Source organism: Pseudomonas sp. v388, from assembly GCF_003935425.1.
Lineage (GTDB): Bacteria > Pseudomonadota > Gammaproteobacteria > Pseudomonadales > Pseudomonadaceae > Aquipseudomonas.
The window spans coordinates 25384-49585 of record NZ_RHQN01000008.1 but is presented as its reverse complement, the minus strand read 5'-3'; the positions used below and the strand labels follow the sequence as shown (position 1 = coordinate 49585).

Annotated in this window: 22 protein-coding genes; 9 read left to right on the top strand and 13 right to left on the bottom strand. The window is 62.1% G+C overall.

Annotated elements, in window-relative coordinates; translation table 11 throughout:
- Positions 1-9 precede the first annotated feature (9 nt).
- The 5 genes from prpF to EGJ27_RS18600 form a co-directional block, all read right to left on the bottom strand.
- Positions 10-1185 (bottom strand): 2-methylaconitate cis-trans isomerase PrpF, encoded by a 1176-nt coding sequence (gene prpF, locus EGJ27_RS18620; protein WP_125832213.1) that lies wholly within the window; start codon positions 1183-1185, stop codon positions 10-12.
- Between the two features lie 150 nt (positions 1186-1335).
- On the bottom strand, positions 1336-3924 hold the full coding sequence (gene acnD / locus EGJ27_RS18615) for a Fe/S-dependent 2-methylisocitrate dehydratase AcnD (protein ID WP_125832212.1): 2589 nt from the start codon (positions 3922-3924) through the stop codon (positions 1336-1338).
- A gap of 150 nt (positions 3925-4074) precedes the next feature.
- Positions 4075-5202: a 2-methylcitrate synthase gene (gene prpC / locus EGJ27_RS18610; RefSeq protein ID WP_125832211.1), complete on the bottom strand. Its 1128-nt coding sequence runs from the start codon at positions 5200-5202 to the stop codon at positions 4075-4077.
- A 154-nt stretch (positions 5203-5356) separates the two neighbouring features.
- Entirely contained in the window at positions 5357-6250 is an 894-nt protein-coding gene (gene prpB, locus EGJ27_RS18605) for a methylisocitrate lyase (RefSeq protein WP_125832210.1), read from the bottom strand.
- Entirely contained in the window at positions 6247-6954 is a 708-nt protein-coding gene (locus tag EGJ27_RS18600; protein WP_125832209.1) for a GntR family transcriptional regulator, read from the bottom strand. The genes prpB and EGJ27_RS18600 overlap by 4 nt, the downstream gene beginning before the upstream one ends.
- A 331-nt stretch (positions 6955-7285) precedes the next feature.
- On the opposite strand from EGJ27_RS18600, the gene EGJ27_RS18595 reads away from it, so the two are divergent.
- The 5 genes from EGJ27_RS18595 (at position 7286) to EGJ27_RS18575 (ending at position 12684) form a co-directional block, all read left to right on the top strand.
- The gene (locus tag EGJ27_RS18595) at positions 7286-7822 is read left to right on the top strand and encodes an ATP-dependent zinc protease (protein WP_125832208.1); all 537 of its coding nucleotides are present in this window, start codon (positions 7286-7288) and stop codon (positions 7820-7822) included.
- A gap of 4 nt (positions 7823-7826) precedes the next feature.
- Positions 7827-9365, top strand: a complete 1539-nt coding sequence (locus EGJ27_RS18590; RefSeq protein WP_125832207.1) for an inactive transglutaminase family protein — start codon at positions 7827-7829, stop codon at positions 9363-9365.
- Positions 9365-10339, top strand: a complete 975-nt coding sequence (locus tag EGJ27_RS18585; protein WP_177523062.1) for an alpha-L-glutamate ligase-like protein — start codon at positions 9365-9367, stop codon at positions 10337-10339. Before EGJ27_RS18590 ends, EGJ27_RS18585 begins: the two co-directional genes overlap by 1 nt.
- A gap of 108 nt (positions 10340-10447) precedes the next feature.
- Entirely contained in the window at positions 10448-11791 is a 1344-nt protein-coding gene (gene pabB, locus EGJ27_RS18580) for an aminodeoxychorismate synthase component I (protein ID WP_125832205.1), read from the top strand.
- A gap of 152 nt (positions 11792-11943) precedes the next feature.
- Positions 11944-12684: a phosphoadenylyl-sulfate reductase gene (locus tag EGJ27_RS18575; protein ID WP_125832204.1), complete on the top strand. Its 741-nt coding sequence runs from the start codon at positions 11944-11946 to the stop codon at positions 12682-12684.
- Between the two features lie 76 nt (positions 12685-12760).
- Here the strand turns inward: EGJ27_RS18575 and cysB are convergent, their stop codons facing one another.
- The 4 genes from cysB to EGJ27_RS18555 form a co-directional block, all read right to left on the bottom strand.
- Positions 12761-13735, bottom strand: coding sequence for an HTH-type transcriptional regulator CysB (cysB, locus tag EGJ27_RS18570; protein ID WP_125832203.1), 975 nt, complete (start codon positions 13733-13735; stop codon positions 12761-12763).
- Between the two features lie 151 nt (positions 13736-13886).
- Complete coding sequence (locus tag EGJ27_RS18565; RefSeq protein ID WP_125832202.1) at positions 13887-14381, bottom strand: universal stress protein; 495 nt, start codon at positions 14379-14381, stop codon at positions 13887-13889.
- A gap of 91 nt (positions 14382-14472) precedes the next feature.
- Entirely contained in the window at positions 14473-15378 is a 906-nt protein-coding gene (locus EGJ27_RS18560; RefSeq protein WP_125832201.1) for a 5'-nucleotidase, read from the bottom strand.
- 29 nt (positions 15379-15407) lie between these two features.
- Positions 15408-15743 carry a thioredoxin family protein gene (locus EGJ27_RS18555; RefSeq protein WP_125832200.1) on the bottom strand — a complete coding sequence of 112 codons (336 nt, stop codon included), beginning with the start codon at positions 15741-15743 and terminating at the stop codon, positions 15408-15410.
- A 238-nt stretch (positions 15744-15981) separates the two neighbouring features.
- On the opposite strand from EGJ27_RS18555, the gene EGJ27_RS18550 reads away from it, so the two are divergent.
- Positions 15982-17058: a 3-deoxy-7-phosphoheptulonate synthase gene (locus EGJ27_RS18550; protein WP_125832199.1), complete on the top strand. Its 1077-nt coding sequence runs from the start codon at positions 15982-15984 to the stop codon at positions 17056-17058.
- A 209-nt stretch (positions 17059-17267) separates the two neighbouring features.
- On the opposite strand, the gene EGJ27_RS18545 is transcribed toward EGJ27_RS18550, so the two are convergent.
- Positions 17268-17549, bottom strand: a complete 282-nt coding sequence (locus EGJ27_RS18545; protein WP_125832198.1) for a GNAT family N-acetyltransferase — start codon at positions 17547-17549, stop codon at positions 17268-17270.
- A 627-nt stretch (positions 17550-18176) separates the two neighbouring features.
- On the opposite strand from EGJ27_RS18545, the gene oprI reads away from it, so the two are divergent.
- Positions 18177-18428, top strand: coding sequence for an outer membrane lipoprotei OprI (gene oprI / locus EGJ27_RS18540; RefSeq protein ID WP_002553018.1), 252 nt, complete (start codon positions 18177-18179; stop codon positions 18426-18428).
- 414 nt (positions 18429-18842) lie between these two features.
- On the opposite strand, the gene EGJ27_RS18535 is transcribed toward oprI, so the two are convergent.
- The 3 genes from EGJ27_RS18535 to EGJ27_RS18525 all read right to left on the bottom strand — a co-directional run bounded on the left by EGJ27_RS18535 (position 18843) and on the right by EGJ27_RS18525 (position 20846).
- A complete protein-coding gene (locus tag EGJ27_RS18535; RefSeq protein WP_125832197.1) occupies positions 18843-19811 on the bottom strand; it encodes a L,D-transpeptidase family protein in 969 nt (322 codons plus the stop codon).
- 91 nt (positions 19812-19902) lie between these two features.
- Entirely contained in the window at positions 19903-20184 is a 282-nt protein-coding gene (locus tag EGJ27_RS18530) for a hypothetical protein (protein ID WP_125832196.1), read from the bottom strand.
- A 56-nt stretch (positions 20185-20240) separates the two neighbouring features.
- The gene (locus EGJ27_RS18525) at positions 20241-20846 is read right to left on the bottom strand and encodes an arylesterase (RefSeq protein ID WP_125832195.1); all 606 of its coding nucleotides are present in this window, start codon (positions 20844-20846) and stop codon (positions 20241-20243) included.
- A 10-nt stretch (positions 20847-20856) separates the two neighbouring features.
- Here EGJ27_RS18525 and EGJ27_RS18520 point away from each other — a divergent pair, with 10 nt between their 5' ends.
- Positions 20857-21540, top strand: coding sequence for an ABC transporter ATP-binding protein (locus EGJ27_RS18520; RefSeq protein WP_125832194.1), 684 nt, complete (start codon positions 20857-20859; stop codon positions 21538-21540).
- The gene (locus EGJ27_RS18515; protein WP_125832193.1) at positions 21540-24056 is read left to right on the top strand and encodes an ABC transporter permease; all 2517 of its coding nucleotides are present in this window, start codon (positions 21540-21542) and stop codon (positions 24054-24056) included. The genes EGJ27_RS18520 and EGJ27_RS18515 overlap by 1 nt, the downstream gene beginning before the upstream one ends.
- The last annotated feature ends 146 nt before the right edge of the window (positions 24057-24202 follow it).

The following is a 24202-nucleotide window of genomic DNA, read 5'->3' as shown; positions in this document are numbered from 1 at the left end:
TGCTGACCCCTAGAGCGGCACCCTGACCCAACCCTCCATCAGAACCCGCGCGCTGCGGCTCATGATTGCATTGGTCACCTTCCACTCCCCGCCTTCCTGACGTGCTTCGGCGCCGACTCGCAAGGTGCCCGACGGATGACCGAAACGCACGGCGCTGCGCGACTCGCCGCCGGCCGCCCGATTCACCAGCGTGCCGGGAATCGCGGCGGCGGTGCCGATGGCGACGGCAGCCGTGCCCATCATCGCGTGATGCAGCTTGCCCATGGACACTGCCCGTACCAACAGATCGATGTCCGATGCCTTCACCGGCCTGCCGCTGGAGGCGATGTAGTCGGCAGGCGGCGCGACAAACGCGACCTTGGGCGTGTGCTGACGCGTGGCCGCCTGTTCGATGCTGTCGATCAGGCCCATGCGCAACGCACCGGCACCACGAATGGCTTCAAGCATAGCCAAGGCTTGCGGATTGCCGTTGATATCGCCTTGCAGCTCGGCACCGCTGTAGCCGATAGCGTCTGCGTTGACGAAAATGGTCGGGATGCCGGCATCGATCAGTGTGGCTTGCAACGTCCCCAGACCGGGCACTTGCAGTTCGTCCACCAGATTGCCGGTGGGAAACATCGCCCCGCCCGCCCCGTCTTCGTCGGCAGCCGGGTCGAGGAATTCGAGCTGTACTTCAGCAGCCGGAAACGTCACGCCGTCCAGTTCGAAATCGCCGGTTTCCTGCACTTCGCCGCCGGTGATCGGCACGTGGGCGATGATGGTCTTGCCGATGTTGGCCTGCCAGATGCGCACCGTAGCGGTGCCACTGTGCGGAACATCGTCTACCAGACCGCTCGATATCGCGAAGGAACCCACCGCCGCCGACAGGTTGCCGCAGTTGCCGCTCCAGTCCACGAAGGGTTTATCGATGGAAACCTGACCAAACAGGTAATCGACGTCGTGCCCGGCCTTGCTGCTGCGCGACAGGATCACGGTCTTGCTGGTGCTGGAGGTCGCACCGCCCATGCCGTCGATCTGCTTTTCATAAGGGTCGGGGCTGCCGATGATTCGCAACAGCAAGGCATCCCGCGCCGGGCCGGGCACTTGCGCAGCTTCAGGCAGGTCTTCCAGCGTGAAGAACACACCCTTGCTGGTGCCGCCCCGCATGTAGACGGCAGGGATTTTCAGTTGTGGTGGATGGGGCATGGTCGTGGTCCTGTCGAAATTGTCCGGGTGAGGTTTTTTGGGAGGGAGCTTGCTCGCGACAGCGTGGGGACGGGCCATGCATTTCTGCCAAAGAAGCCCCCGTCGCCAGCAAGCTGCCTCCCTCAATGTCCACGCCGAGTCGGCACGAGGTCAGCTTGCGGTCGCCTCCAGAAAATCCTGGGCAAAGCGCTGCAGCACGCCGCCGGCTTCGTAGATCGAGACTTCTTCGGCGGTGTCCAGGCGGCAAGTTACCGGCACTTCGATGCGCTCGCCGCTGCGACGGTTGATGACCAGCGTCAGGGTCGCACGGGGTGTGCGATGGCCGACCACGTCGAAGGTTTCGCTGCCGTCGATGCCCAGGGTCAAACGCGTGGTGCCTGGCTGGAATTCCAGCGGCAGTACGCCCATACCCACCAGATTGGTGCGATGAATGCGCTCGAAACCCTGTGCCGCAATGGCCTCGACACCCGCCAGACGCACGCCCTTGGCCGCCCAGTCCCGGGACGAACCCTGGCCGTAGTCGGCACCGGCGATGATGATCAGCGGCTGCTTGCGCTGCATGTAGGTTTCGATGGCTTCCCACATGCGCGTCACAGTGCCTTCAGGTTCCAGGCGCGTCAGCGAACCCTTCCTGACCTGGCCGTCGATCACCGCCATTTCGTTGATCAGTTGCGGGTTGGCGAAGGTCGCCCGCTGGGCGGTCAGGTGATCGCCGCGATGGGTCGCGTAAGAATTGAAGTCCTCTTCCGGCACGCCCATCTTCGTCAGGTATTCGCCCGCCGCGCTGTCGCGCAGGATGGCGTTGGACGGCGACAGGTGATCGGTGGTGATGTTGTCCGGCAGCACCGCCAGCGGGCGCATGCCTTTGAGGGTGCGTTCGCCGGCCAGCGCGCCTTCCCAATACGGCGGGCGACGGATGTAGGTGCTGGCCGGCCGCCAGTCGTACAGCGGCGCGACCTGCGCGGCACTGCCTTCATCAATGGCGAACATTGGAATGTAGACCTGGCGGAACTGCTCGGGCTTGACCGAAGCCTGCACTACGGCGTCGATTTCCTCGTCACTGGGCCACAGGTCTTTCAGGCGAATGTCCCGGCCGTCGACCACGCCCAGCACGTCGTTCTCGATATCGAAGCGAATCGTGCCGGCAATTGCGTAGGCCACCACCAGCGGCGGCGAAGCGAGGAATGCCTGTTTGGCGTAGGGATGAATCCGCCCGTCGAAATTGCGGTTGCCGGACAGCACCGCCGTGGCGTACAGGTCCCGGTCGATGATTTCCTGCTGGATCGTCGGGTCCAGCGCGCCGGACATGCCATTGCAGGTGGTGCAGGCAAACGCCACGACGCCGAATCCCAGTCGCTCCAGCTCTTCAGTCAAGCCGGCCGCGCCCAGGTACAGCGCCACGGTCTTGGAACCGGGCGCCAGGGAAGATTTCACCCAGGGTTTGCGCGTCAGTCCCAGACGGTTGGCATTGCGCGCCAGCAGCCCGGCGGCGATCACGTTGCGCGGGTTGCTGGTGTTGGTGCAACTGGTGATGGCCGCGATGATCACCGCGCCGTCCGGCATTTGCCCCGGCGTCTCGCTCCACGGCCCGGCAATGCCCTTGGCCGCCAGCTCGGTGGTGGCGACCCGCGCATGGGGGTTGGACGGCCCGGCCATGTTACGCACCACGCTGGACAGGTCGAAGCGGAGCACTCGCTCGTACACGACCTGCGCCAGATCGTCCGACCACAGCCCGGTCTGTCGGGCATAGCATTCCACCAGGCGTACCTGCTCGTCTTCGCGACCGGTCAGGCGCAGGTAATCGAGGGTCTGCTGGTCGATGGAAAACATCGCCGCCGTCGCGCCGTACTCCGGCGCCATGTTGGAAATGGTCGCCCGGTCGCCCAGGGTCAGGCTCGACGCGCCTTCGCCGTAGAATTCCAACCAGGCGCCCACCACTTTCTGTGCACGCAGAAACTCGGTCAGCGCCAGCACCACATCGGTGGCGGTGATGCCCGGCTGGCGGCGGCCGGTCAGTTCGACGCCAATGATGTCCGGCAAGCGCATCCATGAAGCGCGGCCCAGCATCACGTTCTCCGCTTCCAGCCCGCCGACGCCGATGGCGATCACGCCCAGCGCATCCACATGGGGCGTATGGCTGTCGGTGCCGACCAGCGTGTCCGGGAACGCGACCGAACCCAGGACCTGCACCACCGGCGACATTTTCTCCAGATTGATCTGGTGCATGATGCCATTGCCCGGCGGGATGACTTCGACGTTCTTGAACGCCAGTTTGGTCCAGTCGATGAAATGGAAGCGGTCTTCGTTGCGGCGGTCTTCGATGGCGCGGTTTTTCTCGAACGCCTGGGGGTCGTTTCCGCCGCATTCCACCGCCAGCGAGTGATCGACGATCAGTTGCACCGGCACCACCGGATTGACCAGCGCCGGGTCACCACCCTGCGAGGCGATGGCATCGCGCAAACCGGCCAGGTCCACCAGCGCGGTCTGGCCCAGGATGTCGTGGCACACGACTCGGGCCGGGAACCACGGGAAGTCCAGGTCGCGGCGTCGCTCGATCAGTTGCCTGAGGGATGCGTTAAGGGTCGCCGGATCACAGCGACGCACCAGATTTTCCGCCAGCACCCGCGAGGTGTAGGGCAAGGTGTCGTAGGCGCCGGGCTTGAGCGCTTCGACCGCCGCACGGGCATCGAAATAATCCAGCGGCGTACCGGGAAGCGGCTTGCGAAAGTCAGTGTTCATTGCGGGACTCGATCACGGTGAAATCGGAAATGAGCGGGGCGTTCTTCAGTGACGCCCCTGCCCTTGGATAACCGGCAGCTTTCATTTGCCCGGTGGATGGGAAACCTGGTCGTCACGAGCAGGCTCCCTCCCACGGGACAGCGGCAGTGTTCAGCGCTGTGAGAGGGCAATGAACTTGCGCTGCTCGACACCGACGTACTCGGCGCTCGGGCGGATGATGCGGTTGTTGGCGCGCTGCTCGAACACGTGGGCCGCCCAGCCGGTCAGCCGCGAACAGACAAAGATCGGCGTGAACAGTTTGGTCGGGATGCCCATGAAGTGGTACGCCGAGGCGTGATAGAAATCGGCGTTGGGAAACAGCTTCTTCTGTTCCCACATGACCTTGTCGATGGCCTCGGAAACCGGAAACAGCACCGTGTCGCCCGCTTCATCGGCGAGCTGTTTCGACCAGCCCTTGATGACCTCATTGCGCGGGTCCGATTCCTTGTAGATCGCGTGGCCGAAACCCATGATCTTTTCCTTGCGTTCCAGCATGCCGAGGGTGCCTTGAGTGGCTTCTTCGGCCGAGGCGAAACGCTGGATCATTTCCATCGCCGCTTCGTTGGCGCCGCCATGCAACGGGCCGCGCAGGGTGCCGATGGCGGCGGTGACGCAGGAGAACAGGTCGGACAGGGTCGAGGCACAGACCCGCGCCGTGAAGGTCGAGGCGTTGAACTCGTGTTCGGCGTAGAGAATCAGTGAGACGTCCATGACCTTGCGGTGCAGGTCGCTGGGGGATTTGTCGAGCAGCAGGTGCAGGAAATGCCCGGCGATGGACGCTTCCTCGGTGGTGCAGTCGATGCGCTTGCCGTCATGGCTGAAGCGATACCAGTAGCACATGATCGCCGGGAAGGCCGCCAGCAGCCGGTCAGTGGCGTCGCGTTGCTGGTCGAAGCTGCGCTCCGGTTCCAGGGTGCCGAGCATCGACGCGCCGGTGCGCATCACGTCCATCGGATGGGTGTCGGCGGGAATGCGCTCCAGTACTTCTTTCAAAGCCTGGGGCAAATCCCGCAGGCCCTTGAGACGCTTCAGGTAATCGTCCAGTTGCGACTGGGTAGGCAACTCGCCATAAAGCAGCAGGTAAGCGACCTCTTCGAAACGCGCTTCGGCAGCCAGTTCGCGAACGTCGTAGCCGCGATAGGTCAGCCCGGCGCCGGCCATGCCCACCGTAGACAACGCCGTCTGCCCGGCCACCTGCCCGCGCAGACCGGCACCACTCAATACTTTTGCTTCAGCCATTGCATTCTCCAGTTCTTGAAATTGTCGGGAATCGGCTAGTCGGATCATTCGTCACTGCAGGAGCCACCTTGGTGGCGCAGGGACCGTTACATACGCAGCAAATTCGTTGACAAAAAATGACGTCATCGCGGCAAGCACGCTCCTACCGTTCAGGTCAGCCTTTCTTCTGCGCAAACAGCGCATCGAGCTTCTGTTCAAAATCGTGATAGTCGATGGCGTCGTATAGCTCCATGCGCGTCTGCATGGTGTCGATGACGTTCTTTTGCGTGCCGTCGCGACGGATGGCGCCGTAGACATTTTCGGCGGCCTTGTTCATCGCACGGAATGCCGATAAAGGATAGAGCACCAGAGAAACGTCGGCCTCGCGCAGCTGGTCCACGGTGAACAGCGGCGTGGCGCCGAATTCGGTGATGTTGGCCAGGATCGGTACGCCTGCGCGGTTGGCGAACTGTTTGTACATCGCCAGTTCGGTGATGGCTTCGGGGAAGATCATATCGGCACCGGCTTCGATACAGGCCGCCGCCCGCTCCAGCGCCGACTCCAACCCTTCCACGGCCAGCGCGTCGGTGCGCGCCATGATCACGAAGCTGTCGTCGCTGCGGGCATCGACGGCTGCCTTGATGCGGTCGACCATTTCCTGCTGCGAAACGATTTCCTTGTTAGGCCGATGGCCGCAGCGCTTGGCACCTACCTGATCCTCGATATGGATCGCCGCCGCGCCGGCCTTGATCATCGAGCGCACCGTGCGCGCCACGTTGAAGGCCGACGAGCCAAACCCGGTGTCCACGTCCACCAGCAGCGGCAGGTCGCACACGTCGGTGATGCGTCGCACGTCGGTCAGCACGTCATCCAGGCCGGTAATGCCCAGGTCCGGCAAACCCAGGGAACCGGCCGCCACGCCACCGCCGGACAGGTAGATCGCTTTGAAGCCCGCCCGTTTCGCCAGCAAGGCATGGTTGGCATTGATCGCCCCTACCACCTGCAACGGGTGTTCGCTGGCCACCGCATCACGGAAGCGCTGGCCGGGAGTTTTATTGTCGTGACTCATGGTTCACCTCGGTCGGGAGCCGTCTGGTAATGACGCTCGATGTTGCGACGTGAGGCGCCGATATGGCGGCGCATCAGCAGTTCGGCCAGTTCGCCGTCGCGGTCGGCGATGGCGTCGAGAATCCGGTGGTGTTCGGCAAACGCCTGGCGTGGCCGGTTAGGGGTCGTGGAAAACTGGATGCGATACATGCGCACCAGTTGGTACAGCTCGCCGCACAACATCTGGCTCAACGTGCGATTGCCGCTGCCCTGGATGATCCGATAATGGAAGTCGAAGTCGCCTTCCTGCTGGTAATAGCCGACCCCGGCCTGAAATGCCGCATCGCGTTCGTGGGTGTCCAGGACTTGGCGCAGTTCGTCGATCTGGGCTTGAGTCATGCGTTCGGCGGCCAGCCGGCAGGCCATGCCTTCGAGGTATTCGCGGATTTCGTACAACTCGATCATTTCCCCATGGCTCAGCGAAACCACGCGAGCGCCGACATGAGGCACGCGCACCACCAGGCGCAAGCCTTCCAGGCGGTGGATGGCTTCGCGCAGCGGCCCACGACTGATGCCGTAGGTGCGCGCCAGTTCCGGCTCGGAAATCTTGCTGCCGGGCGCGATCTCGCCTTTGACGATGGCCGACTGGATACGACGAAACACATTTTCAGACAGAGTTGCCGAATCGTCCTGTGTGCCCGCCAGATTCTGTAGCTCGCTGAACATTGTCGACACCCTTGTGATTCACCACGGCAAAACTAGTCAAATATGGCTCTGTCGTCAAAGAAAATACGCCGACTGTCGACAATCGTCTAATAGCTGGCCGAATAAGCGGCCAGCCTTCACAGGGAAGTTTCCTACGCATTACTGCACCAGTCGCACAACTGGCGCCAGAAAAACCCCATGCTAGAATGCTGCCGCTTTCGCGGGGGCGCCGTTGTTTCACCGCCCTCGGCCTTTCGCCGGCCTTGTCATCGGGCGCGTGTCGAGGCCAGTCGCCCGTTTGCCGCCCGTTCATTACCTTTTTTGCCCGAATGCGCCCACCGCGCCAGGATCTATGAGACTCACATTCTTCCCCGCCCTGCTCTGCCTGCTTTTTCTGCCCGCCCTGGGGTTCGCCGCCAGCAAGACCGTCTATGGCTTGAACGAATACGCCAGGCTCAGCGATATCGATCTGGAGGTTGCTGCCAAGCTCGACACCGGCGCCAAGACCGCCTCGCTGAGCGCCCGGGACATCAAGCATTTCAAGCGCGATGGCGAGAGCTGGGTGCGTTTCTATCTGGCGATCGACGACCGCCACGCGCACCCCATCGAACGGCCGTTGGCCAGGGTCAGCAAGATCAAGCGCCGGGCCGACGATCTGGACCCTGACGAGGACCAAAAGTACAGCGCCCGGCCGGTCATCAGCCTGCAGGTGTGCATGGGTGAAACTTTACGCACCATAGAAGTGAACTTGACCGACCGAAGTGCTTTCCAATACCCGCTCCTGATCGGCTCCGAGGCGCTCAAGCACTTCGATGCGCTGGTTGACCCAAGCCTTAAATACGCAGCAGGCAAGCCCGGCTGCGCTTCCGTCGCTCAAAACGCAGAGTAAAACCATGCGCGCTCTTACGCTCCATCTGAAAATCCTGATCACTGTGCTGGTGACCCTGGGCATCGCGATCACGGCTTACCAGATAGTCGCGCTCGGCATTCCCGTGAGCGAAGAAGAAACCGACGATTTGTGGAACATCGATGCCAAGGTCGAGTTCGTTGCCAACCCCAAGGATTCGGTGAAGATCCAGATGTTCGTGCCACCTCTGGCCCACGACTACATCAGTCTCAACGAAAGCTTCATTTCCAATAACTACGGGGTCAGCGTCAACCGTGCCGACGGCAACCGTCGTGTCACCTGGTCGACCCGGCGCGCCACCGGCAACCAGACGCTTTACTACCGTCTGGTGCTGACCAAGCGCTATACCGGCGACAAGCCCAAGGTCAAAGGCCCGATCTTCCGCGACAGCCTGCCGGTCGAGGGGCCGGAGAAAATCGCTGCGGAGGCGCTGCTGGCGCCGATACGCCAGCATTCGGCGGATGTCGAGACCTTCATCACCGAAGCCATCAAGCGGGTCAATAACCTCAACGACGACAACGTCAAGCTGCTGCTGGGCGGCGACACCTCGGCCTCGAAGAAAGCCCAGATCACCGAACTGTTGCTGTCCATCGCCCATGTGCCGATGGAAAAGGCCCACACCATTCGCTTGATCGCCGACCAGCCACAGACACCGGAACTGTGGCTGCGCAGCTTCAACGGCAAGGAATGGCTGTACTTCAACCCGGACACCGGCGAAGCCGGCCTGCCCGAGGACCGGCTGCTGTGGTGGACTGGCGAAGAAAGCCTGGTCACCGCCGAAGGTGGCAGGAAAGTGCAGGTCAATTTCAGCCTCAACAACAGCGAAATGAACGCCATGCGTCTGGCCAAGCTGACCGACGAAAGCACCGACGCAGACTTTTTGTCCTACTCGCTCTACGGCCTGCCGCTGCAGACCCAGCAGACGTTCATGATCATGGTGATGATCCCCATCGGCGTGCTGGTCATCCTGGTCCTGCGCAACCTGATCGGCCTGCAGACCCTGGGCACCTTCACACCGGTGCTGATCGCCCTGGCGTTCCGGGAAACCCAGCTGGGCTTCGGCATTGCGCTGTTCACGGTGATCACCGCACTGGGCCTGTCGCTGCGTTCGTACCTGGAACACCTCAAGTTGCAGATGCTGCCGCGCCTGTCGGTAGTGCTGACCTTCGTGGTGGTGCTGATCGCCGCCATCAGCCTGTTCAGCCACAAGCTGGGCCTTGAGCGCGGCCTGTCGGTGGCGCTGTTCCCGATGGTGATCCTGACCATGACCATCGAGCGGCTGTCCATCACCTGGGAAGAACGCGGCGCCAGCCATGCGATGAAAGTCGCCATCGGCACGCTGTTCGCCGCTTCCCTGGCGCACCTGATCATGAGCGTCCCGGAACTGACCTACTTCGTATTCACCTTCCCGGCCGTATTGCTGGTGCTGGTCGGCTTCATGCTGGCGATGGGCAGATACCGCGGCTATCGCCTGACCGAACTGATGCGCTTCAAGGCGTTCCTCAAAGAGGAACAGGCCAAGTGATCGGCTGGTGGAAGACCTGGAAGGCACTGGAAGCCAAGGGCATCATGGGCATCAACCGGCGTAATGCCGACTATGTGCTCAAGTACAACAAGCGCAGCCTGTACCCGATCGTGGATGACAAGATCATCACCAAGGAACGGGCGATCCAGGCCGGCATTCATGTGCCGGAAATGTACGGGGTGATCTCCACCGAGAAGGAAATCGACCGCCTCGACGAAATTCTCGGCGGACGCAGCGACTTCGTCATCAAACCGGCACAGGGCGCCGGCGGTGACGGCATTCTGGTGGTTGCCGACCGGTTCGAGGAACGCTACCGCACGGTGTCCGGGCGCATCATCAGCCACGATGAGATCGAGCATCAGGTGTCCAGCATCCTGACCGGCCTGTATTCCCTGGGCGGGCACCGCGACCGGGCGCTGATCGAGTATCGGGTCAAGCCTGACCCGATCTTCAAGAGCATCAGCTATGAAGGCGTGCCGGACATCCGCATCATTGTGCTGATGGGCTACCCGGTCATGGCGATGCTGCGCCTACCGACCCGACAGTCCGGCGGCAAGGCCAACCTGCACCAGGGCGCCATCGGCGTGGGTGTGGACCTGGCCACCGGCGTTACCCTGCAAGGCACCTGGCTGAACAACATCATCAGCAAGCATCCGGACACCACCAATGCGGTGGACGGCGTGCAGTTGCCGACCTGGGACGGCTTCATGAAGCTTGCCGCCGAATGCTACGAGCTGTGCGGCCTGGGTTATATCGGCGTGGACATGGTGCTGGACGAAGACAAAGGCCCGCTGATCCTGGAGCTCAACGCCCGTCCCGGCCTGAATATCCAGATCGCCAACGACTGCGGGCTGACGCACCGGACCCAGGCCGTCGAAGCGCGGCTGGAAGAGCTGGCGCGCAACGGGGAGCAGGAAACACCTGAGCAACGCCTGAAGTTCGTGCAGGAAACGTTCGGACATGTGGGCCTCTAGCCGCTGCTGATCGGCCGACACTTCATGACGATCAGCCAGGTTGCGGCTAGGACTCAGGGGCCAGTGGGATTACAATCGCCGACCTCTTAACGTCGACCGCCTTTACGAATGCCGATCTGTAGCCTGCATCCCTTGCCGTATTCAGCTGACCCTGCCGAATACTTTCTGCGCATCCGACACGCACCCGGCGCCGTACTGCTGGACAGCGGTCGTCCGGGCGCGGATCGCGGCAGGTTTGATCTGCTCAGCGCCTGGCCTGTGGACCAGCTGGCTGTCGAGGCAGACGAATCAGGTGCGGCGTTTCTTCAGCGTCTGCGCGACAGCCTCGCTGGCCTGGGCGAGGCACAGTTACCCGCAGGCAGCGAGCTGCCGTTTGCCGGTGGCTTGATCGGTTATCTGGGCTACGACCTGGGCCGACGCCTTGAACCGCTGCCGGAACGGGCCATCGACGATCTGCGGCTGCCGGATGCACGCCTGGGCTTGTACGCCTGGGCGGTCATTACCGACCATCATGCCCGCACCACGCAGCTGGTCTGCCACCCTTGCGTTGCCGAGGCCGACAAGCGTCGCCTGCTGGGGTTATTCGCTCAGCCGGCCGATCGCCAACCGGCAGCGTTCGAACTGACCGGCCCATTCAGAGCCGACCTCAGCCCCGAACAATACCGCGCCGCATTCGACAAGATTCAGGGCTACATTCAGGCCGGCGATTGCTATCAGGTCAACTTCGCGCAACGCTTTCAGGCCAATTGCCAGGGCGATCCATGGGCGGCGTACACCGCGTTGCGAGCGGCCTGCCCGACACCGTTTTCCGGCTTCATGCCGCTGCCGGACGGCGGCGCGGTGTTGAGCCTGTCGCCGGAGCGCTTCGTTCGGGTCAGCGACCGGCAGGTGGAAACACGCCCGATCAAAGGCACACGTTCCCGTGGCCGCGACGCTATCGAAGACGCCGCGCTGGCCGAAGAATTGCTCGCCAGCCCCAAGGACCGCGCGGAAAACCTGATGATCGTCGACCTGCTGCGCAACGATCTGGGTCGCAGTTGCCGGATCGGCTCGGTGACGGTGCCGGAGCTGTTCAGCCTGGAAAGCTACCCCAACGTGCATCATCTGGTCAGCAGCGTGACCGGCGAGCTGGCGGCTGACCACGACGCGCTGGACCTGATCGGCGGCAGCTTCCCCGGCGGCTCGATCACGGGCGCGCCGAAGATCCGCGCCATGCAGATCATTGACGAACTGGAACCGACACGCCGAGCGCTGTATTGCGGCTCGCTGCTGTACCTGGACGTGCGCGGCGAGATGGACAGTTCCATCGCCATCCGCAGCCTGCTGGTCAAGGACGGCCGCATTTGCTGCTGGGGCGGCGGCGGTATCGTCGCCGACTCGGACTGCGAAGCCGAATACCAGGAAACCTTCACCAAGGTGCGGGTGCTGATGGAGACGCTGGAAAACCTGTAGCCATGGTTTTTGGCGTCTGCCAATACGCGTTCGCCAGCAGGCTGGCTCCCTGCACGCTCCATGCATGCCCCCACAATAGAAAGCCTCGATTTGTTACCATAGCCGCCACTACGAGCGCTTGAAGCGCCACTCTGTACTTAGGAAGCCGCCTGATGAGCCAACCTTTCGACGTCGCCGAACTGGCCGCGACGTACGCCAACAAGTCCCCCCAGGACATTCTGAAACTGGCCTTCGAACACTTCGGTGACGATCTGTGGATTTCGTTCAGCGGAGCCGAAGACGTGGTGCTGGTGGACATGGCCTGGAAACTCAACAAGAACGTCAAGGTGTTCAGCCTGGACACCGGCCGCCTGCATCCGGAAACCTACCGCTTCATCGAGCAGGTTCGCGAGCACTACAAGATCGACATCGAGATCATGACGCCCGACCAGCGCCTGCTCGAACCCCTGGTCAAGGAAAAGGGCCTGTTCAGTTTTTACCGCGACGGTCATGGCGAGTGCTGCGGGATTCGCAAGATCGAACCGCTGCGCCGCAAGCTGTCGACGGTGAGAGCCTGGGCCACCGGCCAACGCCGCGACCAGAGCCCCGGCACCCGCAGCGCGGTGGCGGCCCTGGAAATCGACAGCGCCTTCTCCACGCCGCAACGTACGCTCTACAAGTTCAACCCGCTGGCGCAGATGACCAGCGAGGAAGTCTGGGGCTATATCCGCATGCTGGAGCTGCCGTACAACAGCCTGCATGAACGCGGCTTCATCAGCATCGGCTGCGAGCCCTGCACCCGGCCGGTACTGCCCAACCAGCACGAACGCGAAGGTCGCTGGTGGTGGGAAGAGTCGACGCAGAAGGAATGCGGATTGCACGCGGGGAATCTGATCGCACGGCAGCCGGGCTGAGCTACAAGCTACAAGCTACAAGCTGGGGCGTATGGCCCTGACTTGGAGCTTGCAGCTTGAAACTTGCCTCTGCTTTCTAATGCACCGGCAGCTCGACATCCTGGAACAGTTCTTCAAGCTCCTGTCGGTTATGGCAATGGATCGCCTTGGCCATGACTTCACGGGTCAGGTGCGGGGCGAATTTCTCGATGAAGTCGCACATGAAGCCACGCAGGAATGTCCCGCGTCGGAAAGCAATTTTGGTGACACTGGATTCGAACAGTTCGCTGGCATCGAGTATCACCAGGTCGCTGTCCAGTTCCTCGTCCACCGCCATCCTGGCGACGATACCCACCCCCAGATTCAACCGCACGTAAGTCTTGATCACGTCCGCGTCGGCGGCGGTGAACACGACCTTGGGCACCAGGCCCCGATGGCTGAAGGCTTCATCGAGCTTGGAACGACCGGTGAACCCGAACACGTAGGTGACGATCGGGTATTCGGCCAGCAGTTCCAGGGTCAGCTTCGGCACCTTGGTCAGGGGATGACCCTGAGGCACCACGACGCAGCGGTTCCAGCGATAGCACGGCATCATGACCAGATCGCCGAACTGCTCCAGCGCCTCGGTGGCGATGGCGAAGTCCACGGTGCCGTCAGCCGCCATTTCGGCGATCTGCATGGGCGAGCCCTGATGCATGTGCAACGCAACGTCCGGATACTGCCTGATGAAGTTGCTGATGACAGGCGGCAGCGCATAGCGCGCCTGCGTATGGGTGGTTGCAATCGATAATGTGCCCTTTTTCTCGTTGGAGAATTCCTGGGCGATTTGCTTGATGCTTTCGACCTTGCGCAAAATCTCACCGGCCGTGGTGATGATGCGCTCGCCTGCCGGCGTGACCCGGGTCAGGTGCTTGCCGCTGCGGGCAAAGACTTCGACCCCCAACTCGTCCTCGAGCAAGCGGATCTGCTTGCTGATGCCGGGCTGAGAGGTATAGAGGCTTTGTGCCGTCGCGGAAACGTTGAGGTCGTGGTGCGCCACTTCCCAAATGTAGCGCAATTGTTGGAGCTTCATATGTATCCCTCAAAGCAGATAAACCCTAGGGGCATCAGCGACGGTATATAACTGGATTAATGGTGCGATGAATTCTACTAGAACTATTTATCACCTTTGTGAGGCGATTACACGCTCCATTTCACCAAATCCCTTCAAACGAACCTTCGCTCTACCCTCGCCCTCTGTTCTGCATCATGGGCACCATGTAAACCGGTACATCGGAAAGCTGCAAAATCCTGGCGGCCGTACGTCCGATCGACTCGCCCTCTTTCGCCTGATGGGTATGACTTCCCACCACCAGCAAATCCACAGCCAGTTCCCGGGCCTGCTCAAGGATCACACTGGAAGGTTCTCCCTGAACGACTCGCACTGTGCGGATGAAAGACAGATCCTTGTGGCCTTCACCCAGTTCCTCACGAAACCCGTCGAGCATCCTTTGCTCTATTCCATCCATGAACGCACCTACGCCACTGCTGTGAAGGTCGTGCCAGGCGTCCTCGCCCAGGTAGCTCTGCAGCACCGACTCGGCGAACAGCCCCATGGGTTCAACGACGTGGACGACATAGAGTTCGGCACTGAAGGTTCGAGCCAGCGCCAACGCGTGTTGCGTGACATACGGCGCATACAGACCCAGGTCTGTGGCATACAGCATCGAACGAATCATGTGACCTCCCGGACTGCCTGAATGGCGGAGATTGATTCAGCTTAGCAGTGCGCTCACATCAGGGACGGCGGTGAACTTGCGCCCCGTCTCATCACAGCTTTATTTCGTTGCTGACCCCGTGGGGAACATGGCCGGTGGCTACGACCTCACGAGCCAGCTCGCAATGTCCTGGCTGATCGTCGAAGAACACATCGGCGGCGAAGGCTTCGAGAAACGCCGATTTGCGCAGGCCGCCGAGAAACAGCGACTCGTCGAGCCGGATGTCCCACTCGCGCAGGGTGCGGATGACCCGCTCATGCGCCGGTGCCGAACGGGCGGTGACCAGGGCGGTCCGGATCGGGCAGCTTTGTTCGGGGAATTCGCGCTGCAGGCGGTTCAAGGCGGCCAGGAAAGGTTTGAACGGCCCACCGCGCAACGGTTCGCGGGCCGACTCGCGTTCGCTGGCCTGGAACGCCGCCAGCCCGCCGGTCTGGTAGACCCGTTCGGAATCATCGGAAAACAGCACGGCGTCACCGTCGAAGGCGATGCGCAGCTCGGCGGTAGCTGCACGTCGCGCACCGCCGGACAAAATGGTCGCCGCCGCGAACCCCGCATCCAAGGCACTGCGCACGTCGTCGGCGTGGGTGGACAGAAACAGATGGCAGCCGAAGGCCGCCAGGTACGGATAAGGACTGCGGCCACCGGCGAACGCCGCGCGACTGATATCCAGCCCATGGTGCGCAATGGAGTTGAATACCCGCAGGCCGGTGTCGGCACTGTTGCGCGATACCAGCACCACTTCCACCCGCGCCTCGCCCAGACTGGCATTGAGGCTCAGGAGCTTTTCCACCAGAAGATACGCATCGCCAGGCTCGAGAAACTCGTCCTCGTGCTCGATCTGGTACTGACGGTAGGCTTCGACCCCGTCCCTCATGTACACCGCGTGGCTGTCACGCAGATCGAATAGCGCACTGGAGGAAATGGCCACCACCAGTTTTCGTTCATCAACCGTTGCCATGAACCGTCCTCCTGTTCATCCAAGGCCCCTCAGGGCAGTTCTTCCGCAGGCTGGTTCAAGGCAAGCTCCAGTGCCCGATTCAGTGCCGTGGCGTCGAGGGTCGAGCGCATCGCGCCGAAGAAAGCGCCGTCGCGCACCACGAACAATGCCGGCAGGTGAAACACTTCATAGCGCTGCACGGCGCCGCCGCTTTCCTGCGCATCGACCCAGCACAGCCGTTCGACCGCCAGCGCCAGGCGCGGCAGGTGCTCACGGGCCCAACGGCAGCTCGCACAGCCGGCGCTGGTGAAAATCACCAGCGATGTACCGGGCAGATCGAGCAACTGATGGTCGATGTCAAAGTCACTCAACTGCAACTGGTCCAAGAAAGCGTCCTCGATAATGGCCGTACACTATCCTTCGACAAGAGGCCGGTTGCAAATCCGGACGGGCCGACCTGCCAGGCCCGGCCCGACTGTCGGCGCATCGTCTGGCCGCGTTTGCCCATTGTAGAAACACCGGGTAACGCGCTAAGGTTCGGCTCCCCGCTGCGCTCAAACCTGCCGGGCACCGCCGCACGGGGATACCGTTGGCGGCCCGTACCCGTGACCTGATGAGTAACACATGGCCGATTTACCGATTGACGACCTCAACGTCGCTTCCAATGAGACGCTGATCACTCCCGATCAGCTCAAGCGCGAGATCCCGCTCACCGACGCTGCGTTGCAGACCGTCAGCCAGGGCCGCGAAGTGATCCGCAACATCCTCGACGGCAACGATCATCGCCTGTTCATCGTGATCGGGCCGTGCTCGATCCACGACCTCAAGGCCGCCAAGGAATACGCCGAGCGCCTCAAGGCCCTGGCCGCCGAGGTGTCCGACACGTTGTATCTGGTCATGCGCGTGTATTTCGAAAAGCCGCGTACCACCGTGGGCTGGAAAGGCCTGATCAACGACCCGTACCTGGATGACTCCTTCAAGATTCAGGATGGCCTGCACATCGGTCGCCAGTTGCTGCTGGACCTGGCGGAAATGGGCCTGCCCACCGCCACCGAAGCATTGGACCCGATCTCCCCGCAATACCTGCAGGACCTCATCAGCTGGTCGGCCATCGGTGCGCGCACCACCGAATCCCAGACGCATCGGGAAATGGCTTCGGGCCTGTCCTCGGCGGTCGGCTTCAAGAACGGCACCGACGGCGGCCTGACCGTGGCGATCAATGCCCTGCAATCGGTTTCCAGCCCGCACCGGTTCCTGGGCATCAACCAGGAAGGCGGCGTTTCGATCGTGACCACCAAAGGCAATGCCTACGGTCACGTGGTGCTGCGCGGCGGCAACGGCAAGCCCAACTATGATTCGGTCAGCGTCGCGCTGTGCGAGCAGGCCCTGAACAAGGCCGGCATCCGCCCCAACATCATGGTCGACTGCAGCCACGCCAACTCCAACAAGGACCCTGCCCTGCAGCCGCTGGTCATGGAAAACGTCGCCAACCAGATCCTGGAAGGCAACGAGTCCATCATCGGCCTGATGGTTGAAAGCCATTTGAACTGGGGTTGCCAGGCGATTCCCAAGGATCTGTCGGAACTCAAGTACGGCGTTTCCATCACCGATGCCTGCATCGACTGGGAAAGCACCGAGACCACCCTGCGCAGCATGCATGCCAAGCTCAAGAATGTCCTGCCCAAGCGCAAACGCGACTGAACGATCAGGCGGTAAGAGGGTGCTTACAAAATAGGCGAACGAAGGCAAGACAAGTCGAAATCGCTCAAAAAAGCGCAGTTTACATAGAGTAAATGAGCATTTTTAGGGCGGTTTCAACGCAATAATTGGCGAGTGCAGCCATTTTGTAGACACCCTCTAACGAAAACGCCGGGCAAAAGCCCGGCGTTTTTCATGGTGTGGCCGTGTGGTCAGATCTTGGCGGCCTGCCGCTGATGACGCTCCATGTAGCGCTCGACGTAGGAGCACGACGGAATCACGGTGTAGCCCATGCTGTCGGCGTAGTTCAAGGCACGTTCGGTGAGCGCGGCGGCCACGCCCCGACCACGCAGTGCATCGGGAACGAAAGTCCGATAGAAGTCCAGGGTCTGCTTACCCAGGTCCATGTAAGTCAGATAGGCGCGATGGCCGTCGATATTGACTTCGAATTGATGACCACTCTGGTCATGGTGGATGGACAACGCCTCGCTCATCACTTCTCCTCGCGGGTCTTGGAATTGGACCCTACCTTACCGATCTTTTTCCGGCGAAGGAACATCTACGCCACCCCGTGCCTGTCTGGACACCGAGAAGAGCACGCTGATCTCAATGAAGAGCACCTCTGAATAGTAGGCGTCATTGAGGAACATGCTCAAGCGGCGTCGGCCCGAAAAGTCATGACCGAACATCCGATTGCATTTGGGTTGAACCAGATCCCGCCGAATGCTGTCGACTGAGACGCCTGTAAAGAGTGGAAGTCACTGCAGTTTCCAGGCACCGTCAACGTGCCGCTGCGGGTGAGCGATACGAAGGTGCCGGATCGGGTGCGCGAGGGCCGGCATGGCGTCGCAAGTACCCGTTCTGCAAGGACTTGCAACCCGCCGGCACCCGGGAGCCACGCCGTCGTCGGGCGTGCGGCCGAGGCACTTGCGGCAAGGTGGATAGTTTTTAGACAGACTGGATGAGAAGTAACGCGGAACTCTTTCAAACCCAAGAAATTTGTTCGCTTCTTGCGCTTCGTCAGTTTACTTACTACAAACAATGGGTACTATGTACGCCGGTCATTTTCTCAGTTTCGAGAGGTGACTAACTCGAAGAAAAAGTCCTTGAAGGGGAACACGATGAACAACGTTCTGAAATTCTCTGCTCTGGCTCTGGCCGCAGTTCTGGCCACCGGTTGCAGCAGCGTCTCCAAAGAAACCGAAGCTCGTCTGACTGCTACCGAAGACGCAGCAGCTCGTTCGCAAGCTCGTGCTGATGAAGCCTACCGCAAAGCTGACGAAGCTCTGGCTGCTGCTCAGAAAGCTCAGCAAACTGCTGACGAAGCCAACGAGCGCGCTCTGCGCATGTTGGACAAGGCTAGCCGCAAGTAATCCCCCGGGATTATCGAAAAGCCGATCCGCCTAGGCGGGTCGGCTTTTTTTTCGTCTACAGATTGAGGTGCGAAGCCGGAAAATGGGCATATCCGTTATCCGGGTGACTGTGCTTATGGCTCCGGCCCTTACGGCCGGCCTACTTTGTTTTCGCACAAAGTAGGCATAGGCATTGCTCCCAGCTCCGGGGGCCGTGCTGCAAAGGGCCGTCCCGGCCCGCAGCACCAACTCGGCATCCATGCCTCGTTTCCCCCTGCGCAACGCCTCCACTCGGCCTGCACACGTCGCGATCGGCGGCGCCTGAGCCGTCGCGGCGAAGAGCAAAAGCCAAGGCCTGGGCGCCGTATCTGCCGCTGCAATCGTGACTGACACGCCGCCATCGCCAGCAAGCTGCCTCCTACAAAGCGCGCCGTATTACTGAAACATCACCGCCGGATCGCCCGCAGTCGTGGTCGCGGTACCCGGAACGGCAATTTCCACTGGCATGCCGTCTTCGGCTGCCACTACGTCCCGCACCAGATCCCAGTTCATGCGCAGGTTGTTCGCCAGGTCTTCCCGCTTGAGCAAGGCGTTGATCACCGCCGTGTGCTTGTCCACCACCGACGGATTGCCCAGGTCGTCCAGCGGGGTGTGGGCTTCGAGGAAAATCTTGCCGCCACTGATGCCGAACTTGTATGGCTCGCTGATGATTCGCACCGTGGTGCCTACCGGCGCCATGTCGGCCAGTTCCAGCACGTTGTTGTTGTACATGCGGAAGCAGCCGTGGCTGGTGCGCATGCCGATACCGAATTTCTTGTTCGAACCGTGGATCAGGTACCCGGACATGCCCAGGCCGAACTTGAACGGCCCCAGTGGGTTGTCCGGCCCGGCCGGTACCACGTTGGGCAACGGATCACCGTCGGCGGCGTGTTCGGCCTTGATCGAAGCCGGTGGTGTCCAGGTCGGGTTCGGCGTCTTGGCAGTGATTTTGGTCACGCCGATCGGCGAGCCCCAGCCTTCACGCCCCACACCCAGCGGATAGGTATGCACTACGTTCTGCCCCTTGGGGTAGTAGTACATCCGGTATTCGGAGAGGTTGATGACGATCCCTTCGCGCGGACCGGGCGGCAGGATGAAACGGGTCGGCAGCACGATGTCCTTGCCGGCGCCCGGCAGCCACGGATCGACACCGGGGTTGGCAGCGATCATTTCCAGATAGCCCAGGTCGTACTGCGTGCCCAGGTCGGCGAAGGTGTCTTCGTATTTGGCCTTGACCACCTGCACCTCGCCGATGATGTCTTCACCGGGCGGCGGCAGCGGAAATTCCAGTGCATTGACAGAGCCCGCTGCGCAGAGAGCAGCGATTGACAGGCAGCAGGTAACGGCTGGAATGCGCGACAACATCCTGGAACATCCTTCGGGTAAGCGGGGAAATGGGAAAGATGCGAGTGTACACGGCTGTCACTGGATCGGGGAAACTGCCCTCGGCCGGTGCCTACAGCTCGGGCCAGATCGGATTCATGCCCCGTCGCTGGGCATCGAGAATCGCCTTGCACAGCGGACAGAGGCGTTCGTCGCGCATGGCTTGAGGTTCGACGGCGGTCAGCTGGGGTTGCGCGGGCAACAGCGTGCCGCACAAGGTACGGTCGATGGAGCCGCCCAATTCCAGCTGACGAGCAATGACATGGACCCGGACTTCCTGGCAGGCGAAGAGGTCGAGCTGTTCATCAGGCTCGAGCAATTGATAAGCAAACAGGGACCAGGCGGGACGCGGCATGGGGGGCTCCAGATCGGGGGCGCCACCTTAGCCGAAAGCCCCCGCCTAGAAAAGCCTCAAAGCAGCGGTTTCAGGGTCGGCCAGACATTTTCCAGCAACTTGTCCTGCGCCGCCGCGGCCGGGTGCAGACCGTCGGCCTGCATCAGCCCCGGAACACCCCCGACACCATCAAGGAAAAACGGCACCAGCGGCACCTGTTTCTCTTGCGCCAGCGTGCTGTAGACCTCTTCGAACGCCTTGGTGTAGCGCGGCCCGTAGTTGGGCGGAATACGCATGCCCAGCAACAGCACCTTGGCGCCTGCCGCCCGCGAGCCATCGATCATCGAAGAAAGGTTTTGTTGCAATTGGGCAGGCAGCTGACCACGCAGGCCATCATTGCCGCCAAGCTCCAGGATCACCAGCTCAGGCTTATGCTCTGCAAGCAGCGCAGGCAGCCGCGCCTGGCCTCCGGCACTGGTATCGCCACTGATGGAAGCATTGACCACCTTGTCGTCGAAACCCTCCTGGCGCATACGCTCCTGCAGCTTGGTCACCCAACCTACACGGGTATCCAGGCCGAAAGCCGCGCTGATACTATCCCCAACGATCAACACCGTGCCCGCCACTGCGCCTTGTGACAACAGCAGCAACCCCAGGCCAGCACTTAAAAACCACGCACGCATCGGATTCTCCATGAGTGAAAGTATTCTCAGTGCCCAAAGCCTCAGTAAAGTCGTCCCCAGCACCGAAGGTGACCTGACTATCCTGCACGAACTCTCCCTGGAACTGAACAAGGGCGACACATTAGCTATCGTCGGCGCGTCGGGTTCCGGAAAATCCACCCTGCTGGGCCTGCTTGCCGGCCTCGATCTGCCCAGCGCAGGCGCGGTCATCCTGTCGGGCCGCAACCTCAGCCAACTCGATGAAGACCAGCGCGCCCGGGTGCGTGCCGAGCATGTCGGTTTCGTATTCCAGTCGTTCCAGTTGCTCGACAGTCTCAACGCGCTGGAAAACGTGATGCTGCCGATGGAGCTCGAAGGCCGCAAGGATGCGCGGGAGCGCGCCCGCACCTTGCTGGAACGCGTCGGCCTGGGCCAGCGCCTGACCCATACGCCTCGCCAGTTGTCAGGCGGCGAACAGCAACGCGTGGCCATCGCCCGCGCCTTCGCCGCCGATCCTGACGTGTTGTTCGCCGACGAACCCACCGGCAATCTGGACAGCCAGACCGGCGCAAAGATCAGTGACCTGCTGTTCGAACTGAACAAGGAGCGCCAGACCACCCTGGTGCTGGTGACCCACGACGAGCGCCTGGCCCATCGCTGCCGTCGCCTGATTCGTCTTGAAGGGGGCCGTCTGGTTGCCCCTCTGGAGCCTTGATGGCACGCCTGCCCTTTCTACGTCTTCTCAGCCTTGCCGGCCGCCAACTGGCGCGCGACGCCCGTGCCGGCGAACTGCGAGTGTTGTTCTTCGCCCTGCTGGTGGCCGTTGCCGCCAGCACCGCCATCGGTTATTTCGGCGCGCGCCTGAACAGCGCGATGATGCTGCGCGCCACCGAGTTTCTCGGCGCCGACCTGATCCTTGAAGGCTCAAGTCCGGCGCGACCGGAACAGGTCGAAGCCGGCGAAAGACTCAAGCTGGGTCACGCCCGCATCGTGATTTTCTCCAGCGTCATCGCCACCGACAACGGTATCCAGCTGGCCAGCGTCAAGGCCGTGGACGATGCCTATCCGTTGCGCGGCGAGCTGAAAAGCGCGCCGGACCTTTACCAGACCGAGCAGGTCGACAGCGGTCCGAAACCCGGCGAAGCCTGGGCCGAGGCGCGGCTGTTCCCGGCGGTGAATATCAAGATCGGCGATGAGATCGATGTCGGCGCCAAGACCCTCAAGCTGACCCGGGTGCTGACCTATGAACCGGATCGGGCGGGCAATTTCTACAGCCTGACGCCACGGGTGATGATCAACCAGCAGGATCTGGCCGCCACCAACGTGGTGCAGCCCGGCAGCCGGGTGACCTATCGGGAAATGTGGAGCGGCCCACCGCAAACCCTGGCGGCGTATCGCAAGGCCATCGAGCCGGGCCTGGAACCGCACCAGGAAATCAAGGACGCCCGGGACGGCAGCCAGCAGATCGGCGGCGCGCTGGGCAAGGCCGAGCGTTACCTGAACATGGCGAGCCTGGTGGCGGTGTTGTTGGCCGGCGTGGCGGTGGCGCTGTCGGCCGCTCGCTTCGCGGCCCGTCGCTACGATGCCAGTGCACTGCTGCGCTGTCTCGGCCTGTCGCGCGGTGAAGCGTTGACCCTGTTCAGCCTGCAACTGGCGATCATCGGCCTGCTGGCCAGCGTAAGCGGCGCCCTGTTGGGCTGGCTCGCCCAGCTGGGGCTGTTTGCCTTGTTGCAAGGCTTGCTGCCGGCCACGGTTCCGCCCGGCGGATTGATTCCGGCACTGGCCGGCATGGGCACGGGTCTGGTGGCGCTGGCCGGGTTCGCCCTGCCGCCGCTGGCTGCGTTGGGCCGCGTGCCGCCGCTGCGGGTATTGCGCCGCGACATGCTGCCGATTCCCGCCAGTTCGTGGCTGGTCTACGGCGCCGCGTTGCTGGCGCTGGGGTTGATCATGTGGCGCCTGAGCCTGGACCTGGTGCTCACCTTCGCCCTGCTCGGCGGCGGTGTAGTCGCCGCTCTGGTGCTGGGCAGTCTGTTGCTGGTGGCGCTCAACAGCCTGCGCCGCCTGCTCTCGGGTGCTTCGCTGCCATGGCGAATCGGCCTGGGCCAACTGTTGCGCTATCCACTGGCGGCTGCCGGTCAGTCCCTGGCCTTCGGCCTGATCCTGTTGTCCATGGGGCTGATTGCGCTGCTGCGCGGCGAACTGCTCGATACCTGGCAGAACCAGTTGCCCAAGGACGCGCCCAACTATTTCGTGCTCAACGTGCTGCCGGCGGAAAAAGATAATTTCGCCCAGACCCTGAGCCGCATTTCCCCTCACGCCGCCCCGCTCTATCCGGTGGTGCCCGGGCGCCTGACCAGCATCAACGACCAGCCGGTCGGCAACTTCGTGGTCAAGGATTCCCGAGGCGAAAACGCGACCCGTCGCGACCTGAGCCTGACCTGGGCGGCAGACTTGCCGGAAGGCAACACATTGACCGCCGGACACTGGTGGCAGGCCACCAATGGCGAGCCGACAGCCAGCGCGACGCCCGGTGTGTCGATCGAGAACAAGCTGGCCGAGAGCCTGCAGATCAAGATCGGCGACCGCCTGGGCTTCATCGTCGGCGGACTGACTCGCGAAGCGGTGGTCACCAGTCTGCGGGACGTGAACTGGGACACCTTCCAACCCAACTTCTTCATGATCTTCCAGCCCGGCACCCTGGCCGACCTGCCGACCACCTACCTGACCAGTTTCTATCTGCCGGCCGGCCAGGATCGGCAGATCGTCGAGCTGTCGCGGGCCTTCCCGGCGATCAGCATCCTCGGTGTCGAGGCCTTGCTGGCCCAGGTTCGCAGCATTCTGGATCAAGTGACACTGGCGGTGCAGTTCGTGCTGCTGTTCGTGCTGGCGGCGGGAATTGCGGTGCTGTTTTCCGGCTTGCAGGCGACGCTGGATGAACGCATTCGCCAGGGCGCATTGCTGCGTGCACTGGGCGCGGAACGGGCGTTGTTGATCAAGTCGCGACGGATCGAGTTCGGCCTGCTGGGCGCAGCCAGCGGTTTGCTGGCGGCACTGGGTTGTGAACTGGTGAGCCTGGTGCTGTACCGCTACGCCTTCTCCCTGGAATGGGCGCCGCACCCGTGGCTGTTGTTGCTGCCGGTGATCGGCGCATTGCTGGTAGGCGGTGCCGGCGTGTTCGGTACCCGACGTGCGTTGAACGCCAGCCCGTTGCAGGTGTTGCGGGAGGGGTAGAGTTCAGCGCAAGGACTATGGGAGGGAGCTTGCTCGCGACGTCGGTGTTACAGGCAGTAGATCTGTCAGGGCTGTACCGGCCTCGTCGCCAGCAAGCTGCCTCCCACAGAAGCCCGGCTCCCCCGACGGATCTCCATTCTGGGGCG

Bases quoted from the DNA above. Each gene is read 5' to 3' on its own strand.
- prpF (WP_125832213.1), bottom strand. From the start codon at position 1,185: ATGCCCCATCCACCACAACTGAAAATCCCTGCCGTCTACATGCGGGGC.
- acnD (WP_125832212.1), bottom strand. From the start codon at position 3,924: ATGAACACTGACTTTCGCAAGCCGCTTCCCGGTACGCCGCTGGATTAT.
- prpC (WP_125832211.1), bottom strand. From the start codon at position 5,202: ATGGCTGAAGCAAAAGTATTGAGTGGTGCCGGTCTGCGCGGGCAGGTG.
- prpB (WP_125832210.1), bottom strand. From the start codon at position 6,250: ATGAGTCACGACAATAAAACTCCCGGCCAGCGCTTCCGTGATGCGGTG.
- EGJ27_RS18600 (WP_125832209.1), bottom strand. From the start codon at position 6,954: ATGTTCAGCGAGCTACAGAATCTGGCGGGCACACAGGACGATTCGGCA.
- EGJ27_RS18595 (WP_125832208.1), top strand. From the start codon at position 7,286: ATGAGACTCACATTCTTCCCCGCCCTGCTCTGCCTGCTTTTTCTGCCC.
- EGJ27_RS18590 (WP_125832207.1), top strand. From the start codon at position 7,827: ATGCGCGCTCTTACGCTCCATCTGAAAATCCTGATCACTGTGCTGGTG.
- pabB (WP_125832205.1), top strand. From the start codon at position 10,448: ATGCCGATCTGTAGCCTGCATCCCTTGCCGTATTCAGCTGACCCTGCC.
- EGJ27_RS18575 (WP_125832204.1), top strand. From the start codon at position 11,944: ATGAGCCAACCTTTCGACGTCGCCGAACTGGCCGCGACGTACGCCAAC.
- cysB (WP_125832203.1), bottom strand. From the start codon at position 13,735: ATGAAGCTCCAACAATTGCGCTACATTTGGGAAGTGGCGCACCACGAC.
- EGJ27_RS18565 (WP_125832202.1), bottom strand. From the start codon at position 14,381: ATGATTCGTTCGATGCTGTATGCCACAGACCTGGGTCTGTATGCGCCG.
- EGJ27_RS18560 (WP_125832201.1), bottom strand. From the start codon at position 15,378: ATGGCAACGGTTGATGAACGAAAACTGGTGGTGGCCATTTCCTCCAGT.
- EGJ27_RS18550 (WP_125832199.1), top strand. From the start codon at position 15,982: ATGGCCGATTTACCGATTGACGACCTCAACGTCGCTTCCAATGAGACG.
- EGJ27_RS18545 (WP_125832198.1), bottom strand. From the start codon at position 17,549: ATGAGCGAGGCGTTGTCCATCCACCATGACCAGAGTGGTCATCAATTC.
- oprI (WP_002553018.1), top strand. From the start codon at position 18,177: ATGAACAACGTTCTGAAATTCTCTGCTCTGGCTCTGGCCGCAGTTCTG.
- EGJ27_RS18535 (WP_125832197.1), bottom strand. From the start codon at position 19,811: ATGTTGTCGCGCATTCCAGCCGTTACCTGCTGCCTGTCAATCGCTGCT.
- EGJ27_RS18530 (WP_125832196.1), bottom strand. From the start codon at position 20,184: ATGCCGCGTCCCGCCTGGTCCCTGTTTGCTTATCAATTGCTCGAGCCT.
- EGJ27_RS18525 (WP_125832195.1), bottom strand. From the start codon at position 20,846: ATGCGTGCGTGGTTTTTAAGTGCTGGCCTGGGGTTGCTGCTGTTGTCA.
- EGJ27_RS18520 (WP_125832194.1), top strand. From the start codon at position 20,857: ATGAGTGAAAGTATTCTCAGTGCCCAAAGCCTCAGTAAAGTCGTCCCC.
- EGJ27_RS18515 (WP_125832193.1), top strand. From the start codon at position 21,540: ATGGCACGCCTGCCCTTTCTACGTCTTCTCAGCCTTGCCGGCCGCCAA.